12 protein-coding genes are annotated in these 12,253 nt (G+C 68.2%); 7 read left to right on the plus strand and 5 right to left on the minus strand.

Annotation, left to right across the window (positions count from 1 at the left end):
• Positions 1-563 precede the first annotated feature (563 nt).
• Genes VM306_RS36835 through rpmH form a run of 5 tightly spaced genes read right to left on the minus strand, consistent with a single transcriptional unit; the run spans position 564 to position 2,951 of the window.
• Positions 564-1,121, minus strand: coding sequence for a protein jag (locus VM306_RS36835; RefSeq protein WP_325523319.1), 558 nt, complete (start codon positions 1,119-1,121; stop codon positions 564-566).
• A gap of 30 nt (positions 1,122-1,151) precedes the next feature.
• A complete protein-coding gene (gene yidC, locus VM306_RS36840; RefSeq protein ID WP_325523321.1) occupies positions 1,152-2,183 on the minus strand; it encodes a membrane protein insertase YidC in 1,032 nt (343 codons plus the stop codon).
• Between the two features lie 3 nt (positions 2,184-2,186).
• Positions 2,187-2,444 carry a membrane protein insertion efficiency factor YidD gene (yidD, locus tag VM306_RS36845; RefSeq protein ID WP_325523323.1) on the minus strand — a complete coding sequence of 86 codons (258 nt, stop codon included), beginning with the start codon at positions 2,442-2,444 and terminating at the stop codon, positions 2,187-2,189.
• Positions 2,441-2,782 carry a ribonuclease P protein component gene (gene rnpA, locus VM306_RS36850; RefSeq protein ID WP_325523325.1) on the minus strand — a complete coding sequence of 114 codons (342 nt, stop codon included), beginning with the start codon at positions 2,780-2,782 and terminating at the stop codon, positions 2,441-2,443. Before rnpA ends, yidD begins: the two co-directional genes overlap by 4 nt.
• Before the next feature lie 25 nt (positions 2,783-2,807).
• Positions 2,808-2,951, minus strand: a complete 144-nt coding sequence (rpmH, locus tag VM306_RS36855; protein ID WP_030465619.1) for a 50S ribosomal protein L34 — start codon at positions 2,949-2,951, stop codon at positions 2,808-2,810.
• Positions 2,952-3,301: 350 nt separating this feature from the next.
• Between rpmH and dnaA the strand changes: the two genes are divergently transcribed.
• The 7 genes from dnaA to VM306_RS36890 form a co-directional block, all read left to right on the plus strand.
• Positions 3,302-4,888: a chromosomal replication initiator protein DnaA gene (dnaA, locus tag VM306_RS36860; RefSeq protein ID WP_325523328.1), complete on the plus strand. Its 1,587-nt coding sequence runs from the start codon at positions 3,302-3,304 to the stop codon at positions 4,886-4,888.
• A gap of 691 nt (positions 4,889-5,579) precedes the next feature.
• Positions 5,580-6,704: a DNA polymerase III subunit beta gene (gene dnaN / locus VM306_RS36865; protein ID WP_325523330.1), complete on the plus strand. Its 1,125-nt coding sequence runs from the start codon at positions 5,580-5,582 to the stop codon at positions 6,702-6,704.
• Between the two features lie 41 nt (positions 6,705-6,745).
• The gene (gene gnd / locus VM306_RS36870) at positions 6,746-7,660 is read left to right on the plus strand and encodes a phosphogluconate dehydrogenase (NAD(+)-dependent, decarboxylating) (protein ID WP_325523332.1); all 915 of its coding nucleotides are present in this window, start codon (positions 6,746-6,748) and stop codon (positions 7,658-7,660) included.
• Between the two features lie 5 nt (positions 7,661-7,665).
• A complete protein-coding gene (gene recF, locus VM306_RS36875) occupies positions 7,666-8,772 on the plus strand; it encodes a DNA replication/repair protein RecF (RefSeq protein WP_325523334.1) in 1,107 nt (368 codons plus the stop codon).
• 118 nt (positions 8,773-8,890) lie between these two features.
• On the plus strand, positions 8,891-9,424 hold the full coding sequence (locus VM306_RS36880) for a DciA family protein (RefSeq protein WP_325523336.1): 534 nt from the start codon (positions 8,891-8,893) through the stop codon (positions 9,422-9,424).
• Positions 9,425-9,652: 228 nt separating this feature from the next.
• On the plus strand, positions 9,653-11,623 hold the full coding sequence (gyrB, locus tag VM306_RS36885; protein ID WP_325523338.1) for a DNA topoisomerase (ATP-hydrolyzing) subunit B: 1,971 nt from the start codon (positions 9,653-9,655) through the stop codon (positions 11,621-11,623).
• 54 nt (positions 11,624-11,677) lie between these two features.
• A partial coding sequence (locus VM306_RS36890; protein WP_325523340.1) for a DNA gyrase subunit A occupies positions 11,678-12,253 on the plus strand: 576 nt, incomplete at its 3' end.

The raw sequence follows: 12,253 nt of genomic DNA on the forward strand, positions 1-12,253 counted from the left end.
CGCCATCGGGGGAGTGGGTCGACGGCGATTTCCCGTGCGGTTGCACTGTCCGGCGCCTGATCGTTGGTCAACGCCTCCCACTTCGGACATCGCCTCGGCTGGCGACTCTCGGCGCCTCGGCTCCTACCTGGGCGTCCCACTTGAGCTTCCAGTTGCCTCGCTCCACCCGATGCGTGCTCCGAACCAGCTCGGCATCCCACCTGGACAGCGCCCGGCCGCACCCCACCCGCACTCCGTGCGTCCTGACCTATCCCTGACGTCGACCGAGTTGAAGACCCGCAACACCAAGCTCTCCTCAGCCAGCGCGCCAGTCCGGTGCGACGCCACCGGGAGCCCGCCGAGCGCGACCCGTCCGTCCCTCATTCCAGCGCCGCCACCGGTGCCGCCAGAATCTCGTCTCGGCACGGCAACCCACCTCAGCCCCTTGCCTGTTGCGCGGCCTGACCGCCGCCCTCGGTGCACCCCGCCCTCGCGGAGGCGCCTCGGCGTCGGAGTGGGCACGCACAGAAAACGGCCCCTGGTTCCGGTGGGAACCAGGGGCCGTTGGTGGAGCGGGGTGCCTGTCAGGGCTTGGGGAAGATGATGACCCGGCGCTGCGGCTCTTCGCCTTCGCTCTCGCTGTGGACGCCGGCGACTGCGGCTACCGCGTCGTGGACGACCTTGCGCTCGAACGGGGTCATCGGGTGCAGGCGGGCGCGTTCGCCTGAGGCGACCACCTTTTCCGCGGTGGTGCGGCCCAGCTCTGCCAGTTCTGCTCGGCGGCCCGCTCGCCACTGGGCGATGTCCAGCATCAGGCGGGAGCGGACGCCGGTTTCCTGCTGCACTGCCAGGCGGGTGAGTTCCTGCAGTGATTCGAGAACGTTGCCCCGGGGGCCCACCAGCTTGGACAGGTCCTCGCCGCCGTCGATGCTGACGACCGCGCGGCCGCCTTCCACGTCCAGGTCGATGTCGCCGTCGTAGTCGAGCAGGTCCAGCAGGCGTTCGAGGTAGTCGCCTGCGATGTCGCCTTCCTGGACGAGCAGGTCCTCGGTCTTGCTCTGCGACTGCGGTTCGGCCTCGGTCCCGGCCTCAGCCGGCGTCGACGCCTCCACGTCGTCGGTCGCCTGCAAGGTCTCCGACACGATGTCTCCTCTCCGGGGCAACGCCCGAAATCAGCGGCGCTTCTTGCTGCCCGGCTTCTTGCTGGTGGATCGACCTGGAGTCAGGCCGGGAATCTCGGTGTTGGAGTTGCCGTTGGTGGCGTCCGGCGACGTCGCCTTGGGGGCGCCGCTCGGGCCTGCGGTCGGCATGCGCTTGGCGCCGTTCGCGGGCTTCGCTCCGGGGGCCGGCTTCTTCGGGTTGACCGGCTTCACGCCCGGCTTGGGAGCGAGGGCCTGGCGGGTCTCCACCACGGTGGCCTTCTTCTCCTCTTCCTCCGCGTCGATGCGCTTGTAGACGAAGTGCTGCTGGCCGAGGGTCCACGCGTTGTTGGACAGCCAGTACAGCAGGATCGCGACGGGGAAGAAGAAGCCACCGGCCAGGACGCCCAGCGGGACGATGTAGAGCGTCAGCTTGTTCATGATGGCCGTCTGGGGGTTGTCCAGCGCGGCCTGGTTCTGGCGGGCCACCGAGTGGCGGGCCGTGAAGTGGGTCGCGATGGACGCCACGATCATCAGCGGCACGGACACCAGGATGACGTTCAGGCGCTCGGTGCCGTACTGCGCGAGCTGGTCGGCCGGCATCGTGATGAACGTCGAGAGGTTGGTGCCGAAGAGCTTGGCGTTGACGAACGAGTCGACGCCCTGCTTGTCGAAGAAGTAGACCTCGCCCCAGCCGGGCTTGAACGAGCGCAGCACGTGGAACAGACCGATGAACACCGGGATCTGCACCAGCATCGGCAGGCAGCCGCCGAGCGGGTTCACGCCGTGCTCGGACTGGAGCTTCTGCATCTCCTGGGCCTGGCGCTGGCGGTCGTTCGGGTACTTCTTCTTGATCTTCTGCATCTCCGGGGCGAACTCCTGCATTCGCCGCATGGAGCGCACCTGGCCGACGAACGGCTTGAAGAGGATGGCGCGGAGGGTGAAGACCAGGAAGATCACGGCCAGCGCCCAGGCGAACCCGCTCGCTTCACCGAAGACCTTGCCGAACACCCAGTGCCAACACCACAAGATGAAGGACACCGGGTAGTAGATGAAGTTGAGCACGGACTACTCCTCGGTGGATACGTCGGGGACCTGCCGCCTCGGCGGAACGGGGTCCAGGCCTCCAGGGTGCCAGGGTCCGCAGCGCAGCAACCGGCGGATCGTCAGCCAGGTTCCGCGCAGCGCACCGTGGACGGTCAGCGCCTCCACCGCGTACGCGCTGCAGCTCGGGTAGAAGCGACAGGTCGGCGGCAGCAGCGGTGAGACGAACTTCCGGTAGAAGTGCACCGGAAGCAGCGCGACCTTCGCGGGCAACGTGGTCATCGCAGCACCTTGCGCAGGGCGGAGGAGAAATCAGCGGCGAGCTCGGCGCTCGACGCCTCGGCTGCTGGTGCCAACGCCCTGACCACGACGAGAGTTCCCGGCGGAAGATCCGCCAGGCACGGTCGGACGACGTGGCGCAGACGCCGGTACACGCGGTGGCGCACCACCGAGTTGCCAACTGCCTTGCTCACGACGAAGCCCACCTTGGACGAATCCAAGGTGGGCACGTCGGGCTTCAGGACGTGGACGACCAGCCGGGGTCGTCCGGCGCGGCGGCCTCGGCGGACCACAAGGCCGAAGTCCTGGCTGCGGGTGAGCCGGGCGGCCGGTGGGAGCACGACGACGCTGCGCTTGCCAGCGCTGTCAGGCGGACAGAGTGGCACGGCCCTTGCTGCGGCGCGCGGCCAGAATGGCGCGGCCGGCGCGGGTCCGCATGCGCAGCCGGAAGCCGTGCGTCTTGGCGCGGCGACGGTTGTTGGGCTGGAAGGTGCGCTTACCCTTGCTCACGGTCGGTTCTCCCGGTGCTTCACTGCTGACAAAGCCTCTGTGGTTGCCCCCGATGGCAGTGGACGTAGGCGCGCGAAAGGCGCCCGTCGCAAGCGGGAGACTCCTACGAGAGTACGCATGCCCGGGTGCGGCAACCAAATCGGGGTGGCAGATGCCACGTCTTGTGACGCGTGCCGGGCCTTGTTACCGTTCGTCCTTCGCGCGTGTCGGAGCTGGCGTGGGAGCCGCCACCGGACCGGCATCACAACGCACCTTTTAGTGCACAGTTGTGGATAACTCTGTGGATACCTCTATTCTCCGTGTCCACATGTGGAGTCATCGGCTCCGGCGGAGGGGAGGGGAGCGCGGAGGTGTCCAACCAGCAGGTCGACCTTGGTCTCGTGTGGGCCGAGGTGGTGCAGGAACTGGCGACCAGCCACCTGTCCCCTCAACAGCGCGCGTGGATGCGGGTCACCCGTCCCATCGGTCTTCTGGACGGAACGGCCCTGCTCGCGGCCCCCAGCGACTTCGCGAAAGAGGCGATCGAACGCGCGCTGCGCGACCCGATCACCGCCGCACTGTCCCGCAGGCTCGGCCGCACGGTCTCGCTCGCGGTGAAGGTCGACTCGCCGGAACCGGTGAGCCCCGTCGTGAGCCCGCCCACCACGCCGATCCCGGTCCACGCGATCCAGGCGGCCGGCCCGTCCCTGTCGCCGGGCATCCCCCACGGCGACACGCCCGGCCTCGCGGACGAGGGCACGGGCGCCGACGGGGGAGAGGAAGAGGTCGACGAGGCCGGCGACGCGCTCGCCGCCGTCACCGAGATCTGGCCGACCTTCAACACGGCGAACACCGCCGCGGCCGCGGCGCCGAACACGAACATGCCGTACACGCGGCCCGCGAACCCCTCGCCGTCGCAGACCCGGCTGAACGAGAAGTACAACTTCGACACGTTCGTCATCGGCGCCTCGAACCGGTTCGCGCACGCCGCGGCCGTCGCGGTGGCCGAGGCTCCCGCCAGGGCGTACAACCCGCTCTTCATCTGGGGCGAGAGCGGCCTCGGCAAGACGCACCTGCTGCACGCCGTCGGGCACTACGCCCAGCGCCTGTTCCCCGGCATGCGCGTGCGGTACGTGTCGACCGAGGAGTTCACCAACGACTTCATCAACTCGCTGCGCGACGACCGCAAGGTCGCCTTCCAGCGCCGCTACCGGGACATCGACGTGCTCCTCGTCGACGACATCCAGTTCCTGGAGGGCAAGGAAGGCACGCAGGAGGAGTTCTTCCACACGTTCAACACGCTCCACAACACGAACAAGCAGATCGTGGTGTCGAGCGACCGGCCGCCCAAGCGGCTGGAGACGCTGGAAGACCGCCTGCGCACGCGGTTCGAGTGGGGTCTGATCACGGACATCCAGCCGCCGGAGCTCGAGACCCGGATCGCGATCCTCCGCAAGAAGGCGGCGCAGGACCGGCTCGCGGCCCCGGCCGACGTGCTGGAGTTCATCGCGTCCCGCATCGAGCGGAACATCCGCGAGCTCGAGGGCGCGCTCATCCGCGTCACGGCGTTCGCGTCGCTCAACCGCCAGCCCGTCGACATCCAGCTCGCCGAGATCGTGCTGCGCGACCTGATCCCCGACTCGCACGCGCCGGAGATCACCGCCCCGACGATCATGGCGGTCACCGCGGAGTTCTTCGGGGTGTCGATCGACGACCTCTGCGGCCCCGGTAAGACGAAGGCGCTCGCACAGGCGAGGCAGATCTCGATGTACCTGTGCCGCGAGCTGACGGACCTGTCGCTGCCGAAGATCGGTCAGACGTTCGGCGGCCGCGACCACACGACGGTCATGCACGCGGACAAGAAGATCCGCAAGGAGATGGCGGAGCGCCGGCGGATCTACGACCAGGTGCAGGAACTGACGTCGCGGATCAAGCAGCGCGCTCGCCACATGCCCTGATCCCGCCCGGGTGGCAACGAAGGGGTCCTCCTGCCAGGAGGGCCCCTTTTTCGTTCGCTCGCAACGGGTCGCCGTAGGTGCCCGACGGCCGCGCATAGAGATGTACCGACATACGACCAGCACACGGCGCGTACGCGCGCGCTCGAACCCGGGTGGAGTCGAGGGGTTCCGGCCGCGCGGCGAAGGTTTTTGTTCGCCCCCCGCACTCGAAGGGGTGGGGACAACTGGAAAAGTGTGTGGCCCAGGCCACGATCCGGCCACAGAAGCCTGTTGAACACCCGGGTACAACTGCCCCGCACCCGGGGACGCACCCGGGGACAACTGTGGACGATCTGTGGATCGAGAACTGTGCACAACTGGTTGTCCCCGGGTGCGCCGATCTGTCCCCGGGTGCCATCCCCCCTTTGTCCCCATGGTGGGTGACCCCCTGACCTGCGGGTTCAAGGCCTGTCCCCAGTATCCACAGCCCCTACTGTTACTGCTTTTGTTCTCTTCTCATGAAGAACTCAAAAGCAAAACAGCGGTGGATGGTTCCCGGGGACCGGTGCCCGAACCCCGAAGTGACGGGAAGGGCCAGGACGCTCTAACGTGGTTGCTCCGCACCTCGGTCAGCCGAGGGTCGAGGCTCCCTGAACCCCCACTGGCACGTTGTCGTGGTGGGGCTTGCCGACTGTCGAGGAAAGGACGCCTCATGAAGATCCGCGTCGAACGCGACGGCTTGGCCGACGCTGTCGCCTGGGTCGCCCGCAGCCTCCCGTCCCGTCCGCCGGTTCCCGTGCTGGGCGGCGTGCTGCTCGACGCGGAGTCGGACGACTCGCTGACGGTCTCGGGGTTCGACTACGAGGTCTCCGCCCAGGTCGGTGTCCCGGCGACGATCGCCGACGGCGGCCGCGCCCTGGTCTCCGGCCGTCTGCTCGCCGACATCACCAAGGCGCTGCCGAACCACCCCGTCGAGATCGCGGTCGACGGCGCCCGCATGATGATCACCTGTGGCAGCGCCAGGTTCAGCCTCCCGACGATGCCGGTCGAGGACTACCCGGCCCTGCCGTCGATGCCGCAGCTGATCGGTGAGCTCCCGGGGGAGGTCTTCGGCGAGGCAGTCGGCCAGGTCGCCGTCGCGGCCGGCAAGGACGACACGCTCCCGATGCTCACCGGCGTGCGGGTCGAGATCGGCGAGGGCAAGCTGACCCTCGTCGCCACCGACCGCTTCCGCCTCGCGATGCGCGAGTTCCCGTGGGAGCCGGACGCGTCCCTCGGCGAGGTCGCCGTCCTCGTCCCCGCCCGCACCCTCGGCGACGCCGCCAAGACGCTCGGCGGGGCCGGCAGCAAGGTCGAGATGTCGCTCGCCGCCAACGACGGCCTGCTCGGCCTCTCCGGCACCGGCAAGCGCACGACGACCCGCCTGCTCGACGCCGACTTCCCGAAGTACCGCCAGCTCCTGCCCAGCGAGCACTCGGCCGCCGCGATCATCGAGGTCGACACGCTCGTCCAGGCGATCAAGCGCGTCTCGCTCGTCGCCGAGCGCGGCACCCAGGTCCGCCTCGAGTTCGTCGACGGCGGCCTGCGCCTGTCCGCCGGTGGCGACGACGAGGGCTCGGCCGAGGAAGAGCTCCCCGTCGAGTACACCGGCGACGCCGTCACGATCGCGTTCAACCCGGGCTATCTCCTCGACGGTCTCGGGGCGGTCCGCACGCCCCGTGTCCACTTGTCCTTCACCACACCCAGCCGACCGGCGCTGCTCAAGCCCGTGGACGAGGATGGGAACGTGGCGCCGGGCTACCTGTACCTGCTGATGCCCGTGCGCCTGCCCGGCTAAACCTCTTACCGGGTAACGAGAAACGTCTAGGGGAGAACACCGTGCAGCTCGGACTCGTCGGCCTCGGCAAGATGGGGTTCAACATGCGCGAGCGGGTGCGTCGCGCCGGTCACGAGGTGATCGGCTACGACCGCAACCCGGAGGTCAGCGACTCGGAGTCGTTGGCGGACATGGTGTCCAAGCTCGAAGCGCCGCGCGTCGTGTGGGTCATGGTGCCCGCGGGCGACATCACCCGTGACACGGTGAAGGAGCTGTCCGAGCTGCTGTCGCCCGGCGACCTCGTGATCGACGGCGGCAACTCCAAGTTCACCGACGACCGCATCCACGCGGACCTGTTGGCGCAGAAGGAGATCGGCTACGTCGACGCCGGTGTGTCCGGTGGCGTGTGGGGCCTCGAGAACGGCTACGCGCTGATGGTCGGCGGCGACGCCGGGCACGTCGAGCAGGCGATGCCGATCTTCGACGCGCTGCGTCCCGAGGGCCCGCGCGAAGAAGGCTTCGCGCACGCGGGCAAGGTCGGCGCCGGCCACTACTCGAAGATGGTCCACAACGGCATCGAGTACGGCCTCATGCAGGCCTACGCCGAGGGCTTCGAGCTACTCGACAAGACCGACGTCGTGGACAACGTGCCCGCCGTGATCTCGGCCTGGCAGCGCGGGACCGTCGTGCGGTCGTGGCTGCTCGACCTGCTGGTGCGCGCGCTGCAGTCCGACCCCGAGCTCGACGACCTGCGCGGGTACGTCGAGGACTCGGGCGAGGGCCGGTGGACCGTCGAGGAGGGCATCAACAACGCGGTGCCGCTCCCGGTCATCTCCGCCGCGCTCTTCGCCCGGTTCCAGTCGCGCCAGGAGGACTCGCCCGCGATGCGCGCCGTCGCCGCGCTGCGCAACCAGTTCGGTGGCCACTCCGTGCACCTCGCCGGTCCGTCGTCCGGTTCCGGCAGCACCCAGGGCTAGTCCGAGTGCACGTCAGGCACCTCCAGGTCAGCGACTTCCGCTCGTGGGAGCTCGCCGACCTGGCGTTCGACCCTGGCGTGTCGGTGCTCGTCGGGCGCAACGGCCAGGGCAAGACGAACCTGGTCGAGGCGATCGGGTACGTGGCGACGCTGGGATCGCACCGCGTCGCCACGGACGCACCGCTGATCCGCCACGGCGCCCAGCGCGCCGTGGTGCGGACCGTCGTCGTCAACGACGACCGCGAGCTGCTCGTGGAGCTCGAGATCACGGCGGGCAAGGCGAACCGGGCGCGGATCAACCGCGGCCCGGTGCCCCGTCCACGTGACGTGCTCGGGATCCTGCGCACCGTGTTGTTCGCACCGGAGGACCTCTCTCTCGTGAGGGGCGATCCGAGCGACCGGCGGAGGTTCCTCGACGAGATGCTCGTGTTGCGTGCACCGCGTTATGCGGGTGTACGCAGCGACTACGACCGCGTGCTCAAGCAGCGCAGCGCGTTGTTGAAGACGGTGAAGCACTCACGGTCGGCGGACCTGTCAACGCTCGACGTCTGGGACGGGCACCTGGCCCAGCACGGCGCGGAGCTGCTGGCCGCGCGGATGAAGCTGGTCCGCGACATGGCGGACCACGTGACGTCGGCGTACGCGGAGGTCGCTCCGGAGTCGCGCCCGGCGGTCATCTCGTACCGGTCGAGCGTCGGCGAGCTGCCGGAGGACAGGGAGAGCATCGAGGACCTGCTGCTGGCCGAGCTCGACCGGGTGCGGCGGCAGGAGATCGAACGTGGCGTGTGCCTCGTCGGTCCCCACCGCGACGACCTGGAGCTCACGCTCGGCCGACTCCCCGCGAAGGGCTACGCCAGTCACGGAGAGTCATGGTCTTTCGCTCTCGCCCTGCGGCTCGGCGGGTACGAACTGATGCGTGTCGACGGCATCGAACCGGTGCTCGTGCTGGACGATGTCTTCGCGGAGCTCGACCGCGGCCGGCGGCAGCAGCTGGCGAAGGTGGCGGCTGGTGCCGAGCAGGTCTTCGTCACCGCGGCGGTGGCGGAGGACGTTCCCGACGAGCTGAGCGGTGCCCGGTTCGAGGTGCACGGCGGGGAGGTGCGGCGTGTCTGACTCGACGCCTGACGCTGAGGGTTCGAAGCCCCCACATGTAGCTCGATCGGGTGTGTCCGCCCACACATCTGGGGACAAGTCTGTGGATGGTGTGGATAACTCCGTCACAAATGCGGACTTGTCCACAGGTTCGTTCACACCCGAGGGTGAACAACTCCGTGGTTCCGACCTCGCGCGAGCAGCGCTGGAGGCCGCGAAGGCCAGCGCGAAGGCCCGCGGACGGGTGCCGGGGAGCAGGTCGAAGGGCCGTCCGGTCAACCGCCGGCGTCGCCGCTGGTCCGGCCCCGGCCCCGACGACCGCGACCCCCAGCCGCTCGGGCGGATCGCGTCCAGGCTCGCGGCGGACCGCGGCTGGGTCGAGCAGCTCCAGGGTGGCCAGGTCTTCGGCCGGTGGGCGAAACTGGTGGGAGAGGAAGTCGCCGAGCACGCGAAACCGATCGCGCTCAGTGACGGGGAACTGACGGTCCAGGCGTCGTCGACGGCGTGGGCCACCCAGCTGCGCCTCCTGCAGCGCGAGCTGATCAAGCGCATCGCCGCGGGCGTCGGCAACGGCGTCGTCAAGAAGCTCAAGATCAAGGGTCCGGACGCTCCCAGCTGGCGACACGGCCCCAGGCACGCGCCTGGGCGCGGTCCGCGTGACACCTACGGGTGAGGTCCTGGCAAGGGCTCAGCGGCCGTTCTGTGGCTCAATGAGCGTTCACCTGCGGATTTGAACCCCCGTTTCGGCCGTCCTGACCCGTCCTGGGGTTCTTGAGGGCTTCTGTGACCGAATCAAAGGTGTCCTTGACCCCGTTCTGTCGGGGTGGGCCGGTAGAATCACAGGGAGCGTCACCCATCACCGTGCGGGCCCCGCCCGCATCAGCGAGGAGACTCCAGGCCCGTGTCAGCTAAGAAGAATGAGTACGGCGCGTCCTCGATCACCGTCCTCGAAGGCCTCGAGGCAGTGCGCAAGAGGCCGGGCATGTACATCGGCTCGACCGGCGAGCGCGGTCTGCACCACCTGGTCCAGGAGGTCGTGGACAACTCGGTCGACGAGGCGATGGCCGGTTACGCGACGACAGTCGACGTCACTCTGCTGGCCAACGGTGGCGTCCGCGTGATCGACGACGGTCGCGGCATCCCGATCGACGTCCACCCGGTCGAGGGCAAGCCCACCGTCGAGGTCGTGCTCACCACGCTGCACGCGGGCGGCAAGTTCGACAGCGACTCCTACGCGGTGTCCGGCGGTCTGCACGGCGTCGGCATCTCCGTGGTGAACGCGCTGTCCACCGCCGTCGACGTCGAGATCAAGCGCCAGGGGTACGTCTGGACCCAGCGCTTCGAGAACTCCAAGCCCGCGTACGAGCTGCGCCAGGGCGAGGCCACCGACGAGACCGGCACCACGATCACCTTCTGGGCCGACCCGGACATCTTCGAGACCACCGAGTACAACGTCGAGACGATCGCCCGCCGCCTGCAGGAGATGGCGTTCCTCAACAAGGGGATCACGATCGTCCTGCGCGACGAGCGCGTCTCGGAGGCGGACGAGGAGGCCGACGCCGAGGGCCACAAGGCCGCGGTGAAGGAACGCGTCTACCACTACCCCGGTGGGCTGGAGGACTTCGTCCGCCACATCAACCACACGCGCGAGGCCGTGCACCAGAAGGTCATCGGCTTCGAGGCGCTGGGCGAGGACCTCCAGGTCGAGGTCGCGATGCAGTGGAACACGGGCTACACGCCGTCGGTCTACACCTTCGCGAACACGATCAACACGCACGAGGGCGGCACCCACGAGGAGGGCTTCCGCGCCGCGTTGACGCGCGTCGTCAACGAGTACGCGCGCGAGAAGAAGCTCCTCAAGGAGAAGGACACCAACCTCACCGGTGACGACATCCGCGAGGGCCTCGCCGCGATCATCTCGGTGAAGCTCAAGGAGCCCCAGTTCGAGGGCCAGACGAAGACCAAGCTGGGCAACAGCGAGGCCAAGTCGTTCGTGCAGAAGTCGACGAACGAGCACCTCGCCGACTGGTTCGAGCGGCACCCCAACGAGGCGAGGACGATCGTCACCAAGTCGGTGTCGTCCGCCCAGGCCCGCATCGCCGCCCGCAAGGCCCGCGAGCTGGTGCGCCGCAAGGGCGCGCTCGACATCGGCGGCCTGCCCGGCAAGCTCAAGGACTGCCGCTCGACCGAACCGGAGCGCTGCGAGCTCTACATCGTCGAGGGCGACTCCGCGGGCGGCTCGGCCAAGGAGGGGCGCGACTCGATGTACCAGGCGATCCTGCCGATCCGCGGCAAGATCATCAACGTCGAGAAGGCCCGAATCGACCGCGTCCTCAAGAACACCGAGGTCCAGTCGCTCATCACGGCGCTGGGCACCGGCATCCACGACGAGTTCGACCTCTCGAAGCTGCGCTACCACAAGATCGTGCTGATGGCCGACGCCGACGTCGACGGCCAGCACATCCGCACCCTGCTGCTCACGCTGCTGTTCCGCTTCATGCAGCCGCTCATCGAGCACAACCACGTCTACCTCGCGCAGCCGCCGCTCTACAAGATCAAGTGGCAGCGCGCGGAGCCGGAGTACGCCTACTCCGACCGCGAGCGCGACGCCGTGATCAAGGACGGCCTCGCCGGCGGCAAGCGCCTCGGCAAGGAAGACAACATCCAGCGGTACAAGGGTCTCGGTGAGATGAACGCCGAGGAGCTGTGGGAGACCACGATGGACCCGGCCAACCGGATCCTGCGACAGGTCACCATGGACGACGCGGCCACCGCCGACGAGCTGTTCAGCGTGCTCATGGGCGAGGACGTCGAGGCACGCCGTTCGTTCATCACCCGCAACGCCAAGAGCATCAAGTTCCTGGACATCTAGTCCGGTCTTGGTTTCTGGGCACCCTGGCGTTTCCGGCGAGAAGGAAAGAGAACAGTGACCGATACGACTCTGCCCCCGCAGCACGACCGCATCGAGCCGGTCGAGATCCAGCAGGAGATGCAGAACTCGTACATCAACTACGCGATGTCCGTCATCGTGGGTCGTGCGCTGCCCGACGTGCGCGACGGGTTGAAGCCCGTGCACGTGCGGGTGCTGTACTCGATGTTCGACTCCGGCTTCCGTCCCGACCGCGGCTTCAACAAGTGCGCCCGCGTCGTCGGCGACGTGATGGGCAACTACCACCCGCACGGCGACTCGGCCATCTACGACACACTTGTGCGGCTCGCCCAGCCGTGGTCGCTGCGGTATCCGCTGATCGACGGCAACGGTAACTTTGGGTCACCAGGAAACGACCCTGCAGCCGCAATGCGTTACTGCGTGACAGCGGAGAGTCACATCCGTGCCGCGGATGGATCGACGATCCGTATCGGTGACGTCGTTCCCGACGCGCTCCCGAACAGCGATAACGCGCTCACCGACGTCAAGCTCCTGGACCGTCTCGGTGAGCCGGTTGCGGCGTCGGTGCTGTTCCACTCCGGTGACCACCCGACCCTTCGGCTCACCACGTGC

The organism is Lentzea sp., from assembly GCF_035525475.1.
GTDB lineage: Bacteria > Actinomycetota > Actinomycetes > Mycobacteriales > Pseudonocardiaceae > Lentzea.